Raw genomic sequence first — 14,710 nt, forward strand, 5'->3', positions numbered from 1 at the left:
CACTGTAGGAGCGAGCTTGCTCGCGATGAACCTGAAAACGCCGCGGGGTGTCAGTCTTGCCGCGTTATCGTTGACGACCATCGCGAGCAGGCTCGCTCCTACAGGGAATGTGATTACAAGCTCAGGGTCCGGTTTGATGCCTTGATGAACTCCTGCTTCAACGCTTCAAACGTGTGCACCGCCGGGAACTGCGGGAACTGCGCAATCACGTTATCCGGCGCATGGAACAGAATCCCGGCATCGGCCTCGCCCAGCATCGTGGTGTCGTTGTAGGAATCCCCCGCCGCGATCACCCGGTAGTAGAGACTCTTGAAGGCCAGGACCGACTGACGCTTGGGATCTTTCTGACGCAGTTGATAGTCAGTGACTCGCCCAGTGTCGTCAGTAATCAGGCGATGGCAGAGCAAGGTCGGGAAGCCCAGCTGACGCATCAGCGGCTGGGAGAACTCATAGAAGGTGTCCGACAGGATCACCACCTGGAAGCGCTCGCGCAGCCAGTCGACGAACTCGATGGCGCCATCGAGCGGCTTGAGCGTGGCGATCACTTCCTGAATGTCGGAGAGCTTCAGGCCGTGCTCGTCGAGAATTCGCAGGCGCTGCTTCATCAGCACGTCGTAGTCGGGAATGTCCCGGGTAGTAGCCCTGAGGGATTCGATCCCGGTTTTTTCGGCGAAGGCGATCCAGATTTCCGGAACCAGCACACCTTCAAGATCCAGACAGGCAATTTCCACAAGACACTCCCATTTGTATTGATTATTGAGTCGAGCGAGCAAAAAGACTGCCGAACTCTAGCGATTCGGGCCTGCCCGCGCAACGCAGAGGATGCCCCGGCCCGTGCAGCTTTTTGTTACCATCGACCCCATATAGAGCGCCCAGCGCCACCGACCTGTAGGAAGCCGCCCTGATGAGCCCAACGTTCGACGTCGTGGAACTCGCCACGACCTATGCCAACAAATCCGCCCAGGACATTCTGAAACTCGCGTTTGCCGAGTTCGGCGATGACCTGTGGATATCTTTCAGCGGCGCCGAAGACGTGGTGCTGGTGGACATGGCCTGGAAGCTGAACAAGAACGTCAAAGTGTTCAGCCTCGACACCGGTCGCTTGCACCCCGAGACCTACCGCTTCATCGATCAGGTGCGCGAGCACTACAAGATCGACATCGAACTGGTGTCGCCGGACTACACGAAACTTGAGCCGTTCGTGAAGGAAAAAGGCCTGTTCAGCTTCTACAAGGACGGCCATGGCGAATGCTGCGGCATCCGCAAGATCGAACCGCTGCGCCGCAAGCTGTCAGGCGTGACGGCCTGGGCGACCGGCCAGCGTCGGGACCAGAGCCCCGGCACCCGCAGCGCCGTCGCGGTGATGGAAATCGACACCGCGTTCTCCACCCCGGAACGCACCCTGTACAAGTTCAACCCGCTGGCGCAAATGACCAGCGAAGAGATCTGGGGCTACATCCGCATGCTGGAGTTGCCGTACAACAGCCTGCACGAACGCGGTTTCATCAGCATCGGCTGCGAACCCTGCACCCGCCCGGTATTGCCGAACCAGCATGAGCGTGAAGGCCGTTGGTGGTGGGAAGAAGCGACGCAGAAGGAATGCGGGCTGCATGCGGGGAATATCATCAGCAAGTCCAAAGGCTGATCCCGAGCGTTGTGATACCCCTCTGTAGGAGCGAGCTTGCTCGCGATGGACGTCAACGATAACGCGTGCCGCCTGAGTGCCCGCGTTATCCCGAGTTTTCGCGAGCAAGCTCGCTCCTACAAAAATGTGTACACAGGAATGTCACCATCGGTGCCATTTATGTGTGCACTTTTCGTTTCTGCGCCCCCAAAAGTTACATTCCCCCGCCTGACGTGCACCGCCATGTCCTCCTGAATCCCCTTCGTAAAATAAATACCTGTTCAATCGGTCAATTTAAATTGCCTATTTTTCAGTAATTTGGCGAAACGCCATAACAAAACGAAATGAGCAGCGCGTTTCATAGAACTGCCAGCTGGCACAGTTCTGGCTTAAGTGCATACATGTTTTGTATACAATCAATTCAAAACATACACACACTTTAGATCCGCAAGCCTGAAGCGCCCTATCCCGTACAGGCTGCAGATGCCCCGTAACCAATGATATTCGCCATCCGCGACGAAGATTTGTCGAGCCAACGCTCATGCACAGTCATCGCGATGTCGAGCATCAGGAGCCTGCCGGAATGCGTACTAGTCTCTCCAATAACAACATCGCGCTGGATCTACCCTCCTCCCATTCCATCCACACCGTCGACAATCAGGCGCATCACGCTCCCGTGGTGCTCAGCCCCCGATTGCACAACAAGGACCTGGCACCGACCAAGTCCGAAGGTCGGCGCTGGGGCCGCTACAGCATCTTTGCCCTGTGGACCAACGACGTCCACAACATTGCCAACTACTCGTTTGCCATAGGCCTGTACGCCTTGGGTCTGGGTGGCTGGCAGATTCTCCTGTCCCTGGGGATCGGCGCCGCGCTGGTTTACTTCTTCATGAACCTGTCTGGCTACATGGGCCAGAAAACCGGGGTGCCGTTTCCGGTCATCAGCCGGATCAGTTTCGGCATTCACGGTGCGCAGATTCCTGCATTGATCCGCGCCGTTATCGCCATCGCCTGGTTCGGTATCCAGACGTATCTTGCGTCCGTGGTCTTTCGCGTGCTGTTAACGGCGGTCCATCCCGGGTTCGCCGACTACGACCACAACTCGATACTCGGTCTGTCGACCCTGGGCTGGGTGTGTTTCGTCGCGATCTGGTTCGTGCAACTGGCGATCCTGGCCTATGGCATGGAGATGGTGCGGCGCTACGAGGCATTTGCCGGCCCGGTGATTCTGCTGACCGTCGCCGCCCTTGCCGCGTGGATGTACACCCAGGCCGATGCGACCATCGCCTGGTCTATCCGTGAGCCCCTGACTGGCGGTGAGATGTGGCGCAACATCTTTGCCGGCGGCGCACTGTGGCTGGCGATCTACGGCACCTTGATCCTCAACTTCTGCGACTTTGCCCGTTCTTCGCCGTGCCGAAAAACCATCAAGGTCGGAAATTTCTGGGGCTTGCCGGTGAACATCCTGGTATTCGCCGGCATTACCGTCCTGCTGTGCGGCGCGCAATTTCAGATCAATGGCCGGATCATCGAAAGCCCGACCGAAATCATCGCCTCGATCCCCAACACCTTCTTCCTGGTGCTCGGCTGCCTGGCGTTCCTGATCGTCACCGTGGCGGTGAACATCATGGCCAACTTCGTCGCCCCGGCGTTCGTACTCAGCAACCTGGCGCCCAAGTACCTGACCTTCCGCCGCGCCGGGCTGATCAGCGCGACCATCGCCGTGCTGATCCTGCCGTGGAACCTCTACAACAGCCCGCTGGTGATCGTGTATTTCCTGTCCGGCCTCGGTGCCCTGCTCGGCCCGTTGTACGGGGTGATCATGGTCGACTACTGGCTGGTACGCAAAGGCCGGATCAACGTGCCGCAGTTGTACAGCGAAGACCCTGACGGCGCGTATTACTACAGCCGCGGTGTCAATTTGCGCGCGGTGGCGGCGTTCATTCCTGCAGCGTTGATCGCCATCGTCCTGGCATTGGTACCGGGCTTCCACAGCGTATCGCCATTCTCCTGGCTGATTGGTGCCGGTATCGCCGGGATGCTCTACCTGATCATCGCCAAGCGCCAACCGCATTACGTCGATGTTAGCGGCGAAGCCATCGCGGTCGACAACGTCAGCCACTGATCCTGTCGCGGCCCGGCGTTGTCGGGCCGCAGAACCAACTGCAATAAGGACTCCCCATGCGCATTCTCGTGGTCAACGTCAACACCACTGAATCCATCACCCAGGCCATCGCCCGCTCGGCGCAGGCCGTCGCGTCACCCGGCACGGAAATCGTCGGCCTCACCCCGCACTTCGGTGCCGACTCCATCGAAGGCAATTTCGAGAGTTACCTGGCGGCCATCGCGGTCATGGACCGGGTGATGTCCTACGACCAGCCGTTCGACGCCGTGATCCAGGCCGGTTATGGCGAACACGGCCGTGAAGGCTTGCAGGAACTGCTCAATGTGCCGGTGGTGGACATCACCGATGCCGCCGCCAGCACAGCAATGTTTCTCGGTCACGCCTATTCCGTGGTCACCACCCTCGACCGCACCGTGCCGCTGATCGAAGATCGCCTCAAGCTCTCCGGCCTCTGGGACCGTTGCGCCTCGGTACGGGCCAGTGGTTTGGCAGTACTGGAACTGGAGCACGAGCCGCAGCGCGCACTGGAGGCCATCGTCCATCAGGCCGAACTGGCGGTGACCCAGGACAAGGCCGAAGTGATTTGCCTGGGCTGCGGCGGCATGGCCGGGCTGGACGAGCAGATTCGCCGACGTACCGGGGTACCGGTGGTGGATGGGGTGACGGCGGCGGTGACCATTGCCGAATCATTGGTGCGACTGGGGCTGTCGACATCGAAGGTGCGGACTTATGCGACGCCACGGCCGAAAAACATCATTGGTTGGCCGGGGCGGTTTGCCCGGTAGACCGCGGTGCCCCAATCGCGAGCAAGCTCGCTCCCACAGGTTATGCATCGCACCTCAGTAATGTATTCGACGCAAACCTGTGGGAGCGTGGCTTGCCCGCGATGGCAACACCTCGGTCTTAAGCCAGGCTCAAACCGCACTGAACCTCTGCCCCAACCCCCGCTCGGCAAACTGCTCAATGACAAACTCGACAAACGCCCGGGTCTTGCCCGGCAGCAGTTTGTGTTCGGCGTAATAGATGGAGGTGTAGCCGTCATCGATGTACCAGTCCGGCAACACCCGCTGCAGCCTGCCCGACTCCAGATAGCCCGCGGCAAACGGCATGCTCACCAGCGCAATGCCCAGACCCTGCGCGGCCGTGGCGCAGGCGGCCTCGGAATCGCTCATGGTCATCCGCGCCGGGAGCGTCAACGGACTGTGTTGCTGATTGCGATGGGTCAACTGCCAGGAGCGTACCCGACCGGTCTGCGGTGAGCGGATCAGAATCCCGTCATGGTGCTTGAGGTCATCCGGCTCGCTGATCGCAGCATGTGTCTCCAGGTAGTCCTTCGTAGCCACCAACACCCGATGCGCCGGACTCAGCCGGCGTGCCACCACGCCCTGGGGTAATTCGAAGCCGCCGCCGATGGCCGCGTCGAAACCCTGCCCGATCAGATCGACCTGGCGGTTGTCGAAGTGCCAGTCCGGGTTGATCGCCGGGAATCGCCGCAGAAACTCGCCGAGCATCGGCACAATGTACAGGCAGCCAAATACTGTCCCCATGCTGACTTTCAAGGTGCCCGCCGGCTGCCCTCCGGCGCTGGCGAGATTGGCCACGGCATTCTGGATCGTGTGCAGGCTGCCGCTGACTTCGCCGAGAAACAACTGACCGGCTTCCGTCAGGGTCAGGCTGCGAGTGCTGCGCTGGAACAATCTGACACCCAGGCGCGCCTCGAGCTTGGCAACGCTCTTGCCCACCGCCGCCGGTGTCAGGCTCAAGCGCCGCGCAGCCTCAGCAAAGCTGCCGACCTCGGCACTGCGCACAAAGCATTCGATACTGCTGAAGGTTTCCATAAGCGCCACTATAAACTTTTGGTTTACACAGACTATCGCAACTATGGTCTACACAGCACGTAATCCTGAATCGATACTAGCCTCCATCAACCGGGACATCTCGCCTCGGGACTTGGAGATCGATATGACTACTCAGAACCTCAGCAGCAAAGTGGCCTTGATTCAAGGTGGTTCCCGCGGCATCGGCGCAGCCATCGTCAAGCGCCTGGCTGCTGAAGGCGCCACCGTTGCCTTCACCTACGTCAGCTCCATGGCCAAAGCCGAAGAACTGCAAGACAGCATCACCGCCAAGGGTGGCAAGGCCCTGGCCATCAAGGCCGACAGCGCCGACGCCGACGCCATCCGCGGCGCCGTGTCCGCCACGGTAGAAGCCTTCGGTCGCCTGGATATCCTGGTCAACAATGCTGGGGTACTGGCGGTCGCACCGCTGGCCGAGTTCAAACTCGAAGACTTCGACCAGACCCTGGCCATCAACGTGCGCAGCGTGTTCATCGCCACCCAGGCCGCCGCCAGACACATGACCGAAGGCGGTCGCATCATCAATATCGGCAGCACCAACGCAGACCGCATGCCCTTCGCCGGTGGTGGCCCGTACGCCATGAGCAAGTCGGCGCTGGTCGGCCTGACCAAAGGCCTGGCCCGTGATCTCGGCCCGCAAGGCATCACCATCAATAACGTGCAACCGGGCCCGGTCGACACCGACATGAATCCGGCCGAGGGTGACTTTGCGGAAAGCCTGATCCCGTTGATGGCCGTGGGCCGTTACGGCAAGGCCGAAGAGATCGCCAGCTTCGTCGCCTACCTTGTCAGCCCTGAAGCGGGCTACATCACGGGGGCCAGCCTGACCATCGACGGTGGTTTCGGCGCCTGATGCGTTAAACGCAAACCCAATGTGTGCGGGCTTGCTCGCGAAAGCGGTGAATCAGACAACATCAATGTTGCCTGGCACACCGCCTTCGCGAGCAAGCCCGCTCCCACATTTGCCAGAGTCGACCCGTCTTTTTAGCTAGGCCCATTCCAGCGCCGGCAAACCAAAAGCACTCGGCACAAACGCCTTCAGCGTACGAAGAATGCCATCGGCGTGTGCGTACCTGGCATCTGCCATTGCCGCATCCGGAATCGCAATTGCCGTCATCCCTGCCGCTTTCGCCGCAGTGACGCCGAAGGGCGAATCCTCGAACACCAGGCAGTCTTGCGGTGCAACACCCAGGCGCCGCGCCGCCGTCAGGAAAATATCCGGTGCTGGTTTGGCCGCGCCCACCTCGGCGTCATCGGCGGTGACGATAAAGTCGAACAAGGCGAACCAGTCGCGGTGCAAGGTGGTTTTCTGGCCGAACGACTGGCTCGAAGAACTGGTGCCTACGGCAATGGGAATATTGTTGGCCTTCAGATGCCGTACCAGTTCCTGTGCTCCGGGCATTGCCTGCGCTGTAGGAAAACGCTCGCGCATCAGCGGCTCGCGGATCACCAGAAACTCTTGTGCCGTAATCGGCAAGTCCAGCGCTTCAACCACATAGCGCGCCAGATCGCCCGCGCCCCGGCCAATGATGTTCTGTTTGATGCTCCAGTCGAACGTCCGGCCGTAACGCGTGGCAATGATGGAGGTGACTTCGGTGTAGATGCCTTCTGTGTCCAGCAACAAGCCGTCCATATCGAAAATCACGGCCTTGATCGGGCCGAATGCTTTCAGTGGTGCATTCATCGCATCTGATCCGTTTTCTAAGGCATCCCGGACAGCTCAGGTACGGCCGATGCCCCATGGATTAAAGGATTCAGCAGCATAGCGAGCGCCGCCGGTCCAGAGCAATGATGAAATCCCGATCGGCGCCGAATGGCCCTCCGCGATTTAGCGAATCGCCCTACAGCAAGCGCCACCCTTTCCCGACTTCTTTCCTCGCCGATCCCCCGCAGAGTTTCGCGCTCCACATTCCGCCAAGCGAAAGACAGCAGATGTTCGATCCCCAAGAGGTATTGGCATGCCCCGCCAGCGGTCCCCTGATACTTTGCCCCGGCAGGCATGAACGCCACGAGGACGTCTCCAGACAGGCGAAAAACCCCAATGGTGTCAGTATCGACACCGCCGAGCGAACCGCCACCCACAACGGCCCGGTGTCGATGGTTACCGGTGAAGAACTGCTGACCCTGACCGATGGCACCCTCGACGGAGTCCTGCCTTTCGACTTCACCCGCCTCTATCGCACCAGTGCCGTCGAAATCGACAGCGGCCTCGGTTTTGGCTGGAGCCATTCGCTGTCCCAGCACCTGGAACTCCACAGCGAGCGGGTGCTGTGGATCGACCCCGAAAACCGCCGCACGCCCTTTCCACGGCCGACGGCGGTGCGCCCGGTGATCCACAACAGCCTGTCGCGGGCGGCGATTTACCTCGGCGAAGAGCCGGACGAACTGATCCTCGCCCTGGCCGGCCACCGCGCGCGGTTCTACCACTTTCATGACGGCCGGCTCAGCACGATCAGCGATGCCTACGGCAATCGCCTGACGGTGCAGCGGGACCGCTGTGACCGGATTCAACGCCTGGACAACGGCGCCGACCGCGCCTTATTGCTGCGTTACGACGTCAAGCACCTGGTGGCCGTCGACTATCAGGTGTTTCAGCGCGGCGACTGCGAGGCAAACACCTGGCGCACCGAACAGACACTGGTCAGCTACCGCTACGACGCCCGCCGACGCTTGATCGAGGCAACCAACGCCGCAGGTGAAAGCGAGCGCTATGACTACGACGAGCGGCACGTCATCCTGCAACGGCAACTGGCCGGCGGCGCGAGTTTCTTCTGGGCGTGGGAACGCTCTGGCAAGGCAGCCCGCTGCATCCATCATTGGGCCTCGTTTTCGCAAATGGAGGCACGTTACGCCTGGGACGATAAAGGCTGTGTGACAGTGAACAACGCCGACGGTAGCGAAGAGGTTTACGTTCATGACAACCGCGCACGCCTGGTACGCCAGGTCGGGACCGACGGCGGTGAGTTGCACAAGGCCTACGACGATCAGGGTCGCCTGATCGCCGAGCAGGACGCCCTCGGCGCCGTCACCGAATACCATTATGACGAAGCCGGTCGGTTGATTGCGCGGCGTGCGCCCGATGAGGCGCCCATGACCTGCAACTATCGGCACGGTTTCCTGCGCACCCTCACCCGTGGTCAGGCGACCTGGACCTGTCAGCGCAATGCCCAGGGCGACATCACTGCTGTTTCCGATCCCGATGGACAGATCACCCGCTATTTCTACGACCCCAAAGGGCGCTTGCTGACAATCCGATTCCCCGATCAGAACGGTCACCGGTTTGTCTGGAACGCCTTGGGGCAACTGTTGGAGGAGACCTTGCCGGACGGTGCCCAGCGCGCTTTTTCCTACGATGTGCTGGGCCGGCGGATTACCCGGCAGGACGAACACGGTGCCGTCACCGGCTATGAGTGGGACGCCGTGGGTCGACTGACCAGGATCACGCTGCCCACCGGTGCCTGCCGTGCCTATCGCTACAACGCCTACGGCCAGGTCACCGCCGAAACCGACGAACTGGGACGGGTAACCCGTTACGAATACGCCGACGACCTGCACTTGGTCAGCCGTCGGATCAACCCCGACGGCAGCACACTGAAGTACGGCTACGATCATGCGCAACTGTTGCTTACCGAGATCGAAAACGAGGTCGGCGACACCTATCGGCTGGACTACACGCCTGGCGGATTGATCCGACAGGAAACCGGCTTTGATGGCCGTCGTACCACCTATGCGTATGACGGTAATGGCCAGTTGCTGAAAAAAACCGAGTTCGGCGACGACGGTTCGCAACTCGTCACACAATACCAACGCGACAGCGCCGGGCGCTTGTTGCTCAAGACCCTGCCCGACGGGATCAAGGTCGAGTACCACTACGACAACTCAGGGCGACTGGTTCGCGTCGATGACGGTCAAGGCCATCCGCTGGCGTTCGAATACGACCGCCAGGGCCGGCTGATCACCGAACATCAGGGCTGGGGCACCCTGCGTTACGGCTACGATGCCTGCGGTCGGCTCAAGCGGCTGCACCTTCCGGACGACAGTGTCCTTGTCTACCACCATGCCAAGGGGGGCGCCCTCACTGCCATCGATCTCAATGGCACGCGCCTGACCTGCCACCGTTTTGTCGGCGGGCGCGAACGGCAACGCCAACAGGGCCTGCTGCTCAGCGATTACGCCTACGACGAGCAAGGCCGCTTGCAGCTCCATTGCGTCAGCCAAAAGCAACGAGCGCTGTATCGCCGCGAGTATGCCTACAGCGCCAAGGGCAATCTCCTGCAGATTGCCGACAGCCGTCACGGCCAGCGCCACTATCAATACGATGCGTTCGACCGCCTGACCGGCGTACGCCACGACCGCGATCCGTTCGCGGAGAACTTCACCCATGACCCGGCCGGCAATCTGCTGATCCGTGGCCGTCCAGGCCCGTTCGTGCTCCAGGGCAACCGTCTGCACCGCCATTGCAACAGCCACTACGACTACGACGCCTTCGGCAACCTGATCCGCGAACGCCGCGGCATGCCGCCCCAAGTCACCAACTACACCTATGACAGCCAGCACCGCCTGATCAGCGTCAGCACCCCGGACGGTAAAAGTGTCAGCTACCGCTACGACGCCTTCGGCCGGCGCATCCGCAAAACCGTCGACAGCCAGACCACGCAATTCTTCTGGCAAGGCGACCAGCTCATCGCCGAAAGCGCTCCCGAGCACTACCGCAGCTACGTTTACGAACCCGGCAGCTTCCGCCCGCTGGCGCTGCTTGACGGAAAAGGCCGGGCAGACGCCCGCCCGCTCTACTACCAACTCGACCACCTCGGTACTCCGCAGGAACTGACCAACTACGGCGGCGCTATCGTCTGGTCGGCCAAATACACCGCCCACGGCAAACTTCGTGAAGTGAGCCAGGGCGACGGCGAACGACTCAAACAGCCTCTACGGTTTCAGGGGCAATACTTCGACGCCGAGAGCGGCCTGCACTACAACCGTCATCGCTACTACCATCCCGACATTGGTCGTTATCTGACGCTGGATCCGGTCATGCTGGCCGGTGGGTTGAACCCGTATCGGTACACCCGGAACCCGACGGGGTGGGTGGCGCCATTGGGATTGGGCGGGAATTGCCCGCAGGAGAACAAGCCGGAATGCTCGGTGCCGTATGGGCAAGGAAGGGCAAAGGTTGATGAGGGAGAGCCTGATGCGCCCTCTCCAAAACCTTCGAAATACGGGTATTGCGGAGACTCACTAGAGCCCCGGGGAATTTTCTAACCGGATTCCCCCCTCGAACCGACGCTTTAAAGAAGCAATCGGGACCCGGGGTTCTTCACTGTCGCTTTGTAATAGCTGGCTCACCCGCGCCATCGTCCCGGTCTTCTGGATCGGCCTCTACATCATCGTCATCGCTCGGAACCTGCTCCACACCTGCATCATCATCGTCCGGTGGTCGTTGGTCGCGGCTCAAGGAATCGGTAGGCGACGGCAGCGGATACTCCGGTGTTTCATCAACGTCGGGGACTTTCCGATCAGTGTTCATATCGCACCTCTTGTGTGACCTGAAGTGCAGGCCACGACCTGGCGAGGATCGGGCGATGGACGCGTTCGATCAGCTGGACAACCGGTCAATCCGACAGCACGATTCGATCAGTCCTCGTCCTCTTCCTCATCTTCAAACTCGATATTCCCCACATCGCCCGCATCATCAGCATCGTTAAGCGGCACCGTCGCATCGTCCATCAGCGATCCCGGATCTTCATTGCCGGGATCGTTTATAGATGGCTGTGCGCTCGGACCCTTTTCTTGCTTGCCTTCGCTTTTCGCAGTCATGGGATGCCTCGCTCAACTAGTGATGCTTATTGTGGTGCTTATTGTGGTGCTTGTTCGAATGTTTATGTCCGCCACCGGAATGGGAGTGGCCGCTATCACTCCCCAGATCATTGCCGACCGCACCGCCGGCTGCACCGCCAAGACCGGCACCGATGGCCGATCCGGTCGAACCGCCAAGACTGTTGCCGATCACTGATCCACCCGCCGCGCCCAAACCACCGCCTACCGCCGCTTCGGTGCGACTGCGCTTTGGCGCGGCAATGGCACTACCGGCCGCGCCGCCGACTCCGGCACCAACGGCCGCACCCGTGCTGCCACCCAACTGGCCACCGACAACATTGCCCAGCACCCCACCAAGACCACCGCCCACTGCGGCATCTCCATTACCTCCCGCCAGCGCCACCTGAGAGACCAGCAATCCAAAAACAATTGCAGGCACCATCAATAGTCGAGCATTCAGGCTTCCGTTTTTTTTGTCGTTGGTTTTCGGGTTCATGGCACGCCTCGCATTCTTCCAGGGTATGGAAGATTTGAGCTGCTGCGGCGTAAAACGTTCATAAATGAAAAAGCCCGGCATCAAGCCGGGCTCTTTTCAAATCTGGATCAGGATCAGTGACGCTTGTGACCATTGGCCAGGTTGCTGCCCACGCCGCCGCCCAATGCACCGCCCAGGCCAGCACCGATGGTGGCACCGGACTTGCCGCCGAGACTATTGCCGATTACCGAACCACCGGCCGCGCCGACACCGCCACCGATAGCAGCGCTGGTGCGATGACCTTTTTTGGCGGCAACTGCGCTGCCTGCCGCGCCAGCGACGCCCGCGCCAATCGCGGCGCCAGTGCTGCCGCCCATCTTCTGGCCGACGACGTTACCCAATGCGCCGCCCAAGCCACCGCCCAGCGCGGCAGTGCCGTCACCAGCCATTGCACCTTGAGCAACCAGAAGCCCCAGAACCAGAGCGGGCAGTGTTAAACGCATGACAAAAACCTCAAAAATAGGGGGTACACAAAAGGGGGCGAGATTGAATGCTTTTGCGCGGATAAAGTCCAGCACACCGGTCCAACTTCGCGATTGGCGAGGGTTGGACAGCGTTTACCGAAAAGGTTTTATCGCGGACAAAAAAAAGCCCGCTGGGGAAACGGGCCAGGTGTTGCTTTCTAACGGATGAGTCGAGATTACGGAGGGTGTTGTGAAAAGTTCGTGAAAGATCCCCCCCTTCAAAAAAATTGTCATAAAACTTTTCGAGCATGAAAAACCCCGCTCTATGACGGGGTCTACCTGACGTTCGATTACTTCCTGACCGGCGCTGTCACCTTGGGTAAAAATTTGCCCTTCAGTACCCGGCACGCCCTGGTCTTGATCTTGTCGACCTCAGTCTGGTCCTCGCCGAAACTGGCCACATACTGGGTCTGACCACACCGCACGGAGTTGTTGATCGGAAACTCTGCGCCATCGTCCTCGATATACGGATCAACCATCTCTCCACCCTTTTCAAAAAGCGCGATCGACAGCGGCAAGCCCTTTGCCTGAAGGAATATCGATCGCCAAGGTTTTTGAGACTAGACGGTCACTAACGGACCTGCCGTTCGGATTTCCCCGTGACCGACGAATGGCTTCTCACCTTTTACCTCAACTTGACCGCAGTCCCGGTCACAAACACCACGACCATCCCTCCCTTTCCGGCCGGCATGCTGATCTCATAATCAAGCCCGACCACCGCGTCCGCCTGAAGCGCCTGAGCCCGCTCCTTGATCTCATCGGTGGCCTGAATGCGTGCTTCCTTCAACGCTCGCTCCAGTGTCTGGGAACGCCCGCCGAAAAAGTCGCGCATCCCGGCAAACACGTCGCGGACAACGTTGATCCCTTGCACCGACTCGGCGCTGACGATGTCCAGGTAGGCGGTAATTTGCCGGCCTTCGATGGACTGGGTCGTGGTGATGATCATGGGTGTTCCTTCCTGTTCAGATAGTCAGCCAACGCGTCAAACGCCGGCAAAGTGACGGGATCATTGGCCGAGTTGTTGGCCACCGGATGGGATGCGTAACGGACGATGACCATCTCGGCCTTCGGCTCGACATAAATGCGCTGCCCATGGACCCCACGCGCCATGAATGCCCCGCCTTCCTTGCTCGTCACCCACCACATCGACCGGTAACTCCAGTCTTTGAGCAATGAGTAACCCGCCTTGGCGAAAGCCTGCTTATCGCCGCCGCCACGGATATCGTCGATCACTGCCTCTGGCACTATCTGGTGGCCGTTGAACCGACCACCGTTACGCAGCATCTCGCCAAAACGCGCCAGATCCCGCAACCCCGTATTCAGGCCACCACCGGCGAACGGCGTGCCGATGGAGTCCACTGTGAAATAGCCGTCCTGCTCGGCACCCAACCGGCTCCAGATGTTCTCCGACAGCAGTTGCGCAACATTGCGGCCGGTGGCGCGGGCAATGACCCAGCCCAACACGTCGGTGTTGACGGTTTTGTAGGCAAACGCTTTGCCGTGCTCGCCTTGCGGTTGCACCGTCTGCAAAAACTCGTAGTAACTGCGAGGTCCCTCATAACCCTTGGGTTTGGGCAACGGGTTGCCTGCCCGGGCATGGGCCCAGACTTCGGCATCCGGGTCCGCGTAGTCCTCGCTGTATTTGAGGCCCGTGGTCATGTCGAGCACCTGCCGTACCGTGGCGCTGCCAAACGCAGAATCCGCCAGTTCCGGTACATATTCGGCAACCCGCTTGTCAGCATCGATGCGCCCCTGCGCCACCAACATGGCACCCAGCGTGCCGACCACGGACTTGGTCACTGACATTGCGGCGTGCTGGCCGTCCGGCTTCAACACGCCGAAGTAACGTTCGTAGATAACTTTCCCGCGGTGCATCACCACAATGCCATCGGTGTACGTGGCCGCGAGGGATTGCTCCCAGGTCATAGGCGCCCTGGAGCCAAGCGGGACAAAACTGATCCCGTCGATATCTTTGCGTAGCACTGTCTCCAGAGGAACCGGAGCACCCAGGCCGCGTGAAACGTTGATCGTCGGCATCAGTTGCCGGAAATTCGAAACACTCCAGCGCATTGCCGGGAACTGGAAATAGCTGCCGTCTTCAAAACGCACGGTGCGATCAGCGGAGGGTGGCGAACCGACCATCCAGCCAAGTTTGGCCGGGTCACTGGCTTGGGCGTCGGGAAAAGTCGCAGGGGCGGATGCGAGGGCCAGTGATGACGCGGCAACTATCGACACAGCCGCAATGAGCCTGGCTGCGCCGCGAAAACTGGCGCGAGGATAGAGCATGAT

15 protein-coding genes are annotated in these 14,710 nt (G+C 60.2%); 5 read left to right on the forward strand and 10 right to left on the reverse strand.

All coding sequences use genetic code 11. The features are described from left to right. Nucleotides 1-113 precede the first annotated feature (113 nt). Nucleotides 114-731, reverse strand: a complete 618-nt coding sequence (gene thrH / locus AC1Q6Y_RS22330) for a bifunctional phosphoserine phosphatase/homoserine phosphotransferase ThrH (RefSeq protein WP_057715714.1) — start codon at nt 729-731, stop codon at nt 114-116. 173 nt (nt 732-904) lie between these two features. On the opposite strand from thrH, the gene AC1Q6Y_RS22335 reads away from it, so the two are divergent. From AC1Q6Y_RS22335 to AC1Q6Y_RS22345, 3 genes are all read left to right on the forward strand, one after another. Continuing rightward, the gene (locus AC1Q6Y_RS22335) at nt 905-1,645 is read left to right on the forward strand and encodes a phosphoadenylyl-sulfate reductase (RefSeq protein WP_349736041.1); all 741 of its coding nucleotides are present in this window, start codon (nt 905-907) and stop codon (nt 1,643-1,645) included. Between the two features lie 562 nt (nt 1,646-2,207). Beyond that, the gene (locus AC1Q6Y_RS22340) at nt 2,208-3,749 is read left to right on the forward strand and encodes an NCS1 family nucleobase:cation symporter-1 (protein WP_492587988.1); all 1,542 of its coding nucleotides are present in this window, start codon (nt 2,208-2,210) and stop codon (nt 3,747-3,749) included. Nucleotides 3,750-3,805: 56 nt separating this feature from the next. Further along, nucleotides 3,806-4,534 (forward strand): aspartate/glutamate racemase family protein, encoded by a 729-nt coding sequence (locus tag AC1Q6Y_RS22345; RefSeq protein WP_007988885.1) that lies wholly within the window; start codon nt 3,806-3,808, stop codon nt 4,532-4,534. Between the two features lie 129 nt (nt 4,535-4,663). Here AC1Q6Y_RS22345 and AC1Q6Y_RS22350 read toward each other — a convergent pair whose 3' ends face one another. Then, on the reverse strand, nt 4,664-5,587 hold the full coding sequence (locus tag AC1Q6Y_RS22350) for a LysR family transcriptional regulator (protein WP_407515265.1): 924 nt from the start codon (nt 5,585-5,587) through the stop codon (nt 4,664-4,666). A gap of 124 nt (nt 5,588-5,711) precedes the next feature. On the opposite strand from AC1Q6Y_RS22350, the gene AC1Q6Y_RS22355 reads away from it, so the two are divergent. Continuing rightward, nucleotides 5,712-6,458 (forward strand): 3-oxoacyl-ACP reductase family protein, encoded by a 747-nt coding sequence (locus AC1Q6Y_RS22355; protein WP_492625177.1) that lies wholly within the window; start codon nt 5,712-5,714, stop codon nt 6,456-6,458. Nucleotides 6,459-6,593: 135 nt separating this feature from the next. On the opposite strand, the gene AC1Q6Y_RS22360 is transcribed toward AC1Q6Y_RS22355, so the two are convergent. Then, a complete protein-coding gene (locus AC1Q6Y_RS22360) occupies nt 6,594-7,289 on the reverse strand; it encodes an HAD-IA family hydrolase (protein WP_492625178.1) in 696 nt (231 codons plus the stop codon). A gap of 248 nt (nt 7,290-7,537) precedes the next feature. Here AC1Q6Y_RS22360 and AC1Q6Y_RS22365 point away from each other — a divergent pair, with 248 nt between their 5' ends. Continuing rightward, complete coding sequence (locus tag AC1Q6Y_RS22365) at nt 7,538-10,867, forward strand: RHS repeat-associated core domain-containing protein (RefSeq protein WP_492625179.1); 3,330 nt, start codon at nt 7,538-7,540, stop codon at nt 10,865-10,867. A 55-nt stretch (nt 10,868-10,922) separates the two neighbouring features. On the opposite strand, the gene AC1Q6Y_RS22370 is transcribed toward AC1Q6Y_RS22365, so the two are convergent. The 7 genes from AC1Q6Y_RS22370 to AC1Q6Y_RS22400 form a co-directional block, all read right to left on the reverse strand. Then, nucleotides 10,923-11,132, reverse strand: coding sequence for a hypothetical protein (locus AC1Q6Y_RS22370; RefSeq protein ID WP_492625180.1), 210 nt, complete (start codon nt 11,130-11,132; stop codon nt 10,923-10,925). Nucleotides 11,133-11,239: 107 nt separating this feature from the next. After that, on the reverse strand, nt 11,240-11,422 hold the full coding sequence (locus AC1Q6Y_RS22375) for a hypothetical protein (protein ID WP_489847764.1): 183 nt from the start codon (nt 11,420-11,422) through the stop codon (nt 11,240-11,242). Nucleotides 11,423-11,438: 16 nt separating this feature from the next. Continuing rightward, complete coding sequence (locus tag AC1Q6Y_RS22380; RefSeq protein ID WP_349736047.1) at nt 11,439-11,864, reverse strand: glycine zipper domain-containing protein; 426 nt, start codon at nt 11,862-11,864, stop codon at nt 11,439-11,441. A 167-nt stretch (nt 11,865-12,031) separates the two neighbouring features. Then, on the reverse strand, nt 12,032-12,400 hold the full coding sequence (locus tag AC1Q6Y_RS22385; RefSeq protein WP_007988063.1) for a hypothetical protein: 369 nt from the start codon (nt 12,398-12,400) through the stop codon (nt 12,032-12,034). A gap of 311 nt (nt 12,401-12,711) precedes the next feature. Next, nucleotides 12,712-12,900, reverse strand: a complete 189-nt coding sequence (locus AC1Q6Y_RS22390; protein WP_057716647.1) for a hypothetical protein — start codon at nt 12,898-12,900, stop codon at nt 12,712-12,714. A gap of 146 nt (nt 12,901-13,046) precedes the next feature. Next, on the reverse strand, nt 13,047-13,367 hold the full coding sequence (locus AC1Q6Y_RS22395) for a YbjQ family protein (protein WP_057715723.1): 321 nt from the start codon (nt 13,365-13,367) through the stop codon (nt 13,047-13,049). After that, nucleotides 13,364-14,707, reverse strand: a complete 1,344-nt coding sequence (locus AC1Q6Y_RS22400) for a serine hydrolase domain-containing protein (RefSeq protein WP_492625181.1) — start codon at nt 14,705-14,707, stop codon at nt 13,364-13,366. The genes AC1Q6Y_RS22395 and AC1Q6Y_RS22400 overlap by 4 nt, the downstream gene beginning before the upstream one ends. Nucleotides 14,708-14,710: the final 3 nt, after the last annotated feature.

The organism is Pseudomonas sp. GW823-FHT06E10 (genome assembly GCF_058794995.1).

Bases quoted from the DNA above. Each gene is read 5' to 3' on its own strand.
- AC1Q6Y_RS22335 (WP_349736041.1), top strand. From the start codon at position 905: ATGAGCCCAACGTTCGACGTCGTGGAACTCGCCACGACCTATGCCAAC.
- AC1Q6Y_RS22340 (WP_492587988.1), top strand. From the start codon at position 2,208: ATGCGTACTAGTCTCTCCAATAACAACATCGCGCTGGATCTACCCTCC.
- AC1Q6Y_RS22345 (WP_007988885.1), top strand. From the start codon at position 3,806: ATGCGCATTCTCGTGGTCAACGTCAACACCACTGAATCCATCACCCAG.
- AC1Q6Y_RS22350 (WP_407515265.1), bottom strand. From the start codon at position 5,587: ATGGAAACCTTCAGCAGTATCGAATGCTTTGTGCGCAGTGCCGAGGTC.
- AC1Q6Y_RS22355 (WP_492625177.1), top strand. From the start codon at position 5,712: ATGACTACTCAGAACCTCAGCAGCAAAGTGGCCTTGATTCAAGGTGGT.
- AC1Q6Y_RS22360 (WP_492625178.1), bottom strand. From the start codon at position 7,289: ATGAATGCACCACTGAAAGCATTCGGCCCGATCAAGGCCGTGATTTTC.
- AC1Q6Y_RS22365 (WP_492625179.1), top strand. From the start codon at position 7,538: ATGTTCGATCCCCAAGAGGTATTGGCATGCCCCGCCAGCGGTCCCCTG.
- AC1Q6Y_RS22370 (WP_492625180.1), bottom strand. From the start codon at position 11,132: ATGAACACTGATCGGAAAGTCCCCGACGTTGATGAAACACCGGAGTAT.
- AC1Q6Y_RS22375 (WP_489847764.1), bottom strand. From the start codon at position 11,422: ATGACTGCGAAAAGCGAAGGCAAGCAAGAAAAGGGTCCGAGCGCACAG.
- AC1Q6Y_RS22380 (WP_349736047.1), bottom strand. From the start codon at position 11,864: ATGGTGCCTGCAATTGTTTTTGGATTGCTGGTCTCTCAGGTGGCGCTG.
- AC1Q6Y_RS22385 (WP_007988063.1), bottom strand. From the start codon at position 12,400: ATGCGTTTAACACTGCCCGCTCTGGTTCTGGGGCTTCTGGTTGCTCAA.
- AC1Q6Y_RS22390 (WP_057716647.1), bottom strand. From the start codon at position 12,900: ATGGTTGATCCGTATATCGAGGACGATGGCGCAGAGTTTCCGATCAAC.
- AC1Q6Y_RS22395 (WP_057715723.1), bottom strand. From the start codon at position 13,367: ATGATCATCACCACGACCCAGTCCATCGAAGGCCGGCAAATTACCGCC.
- AC1Q6Y_RS22400 (WP_492625181.1), bottom strand. From the start codon at position 14,707: ATGCTCTATCCTCGCGCCAGTTTTCGCGGCGCAGCCAGGCTCATTGCG.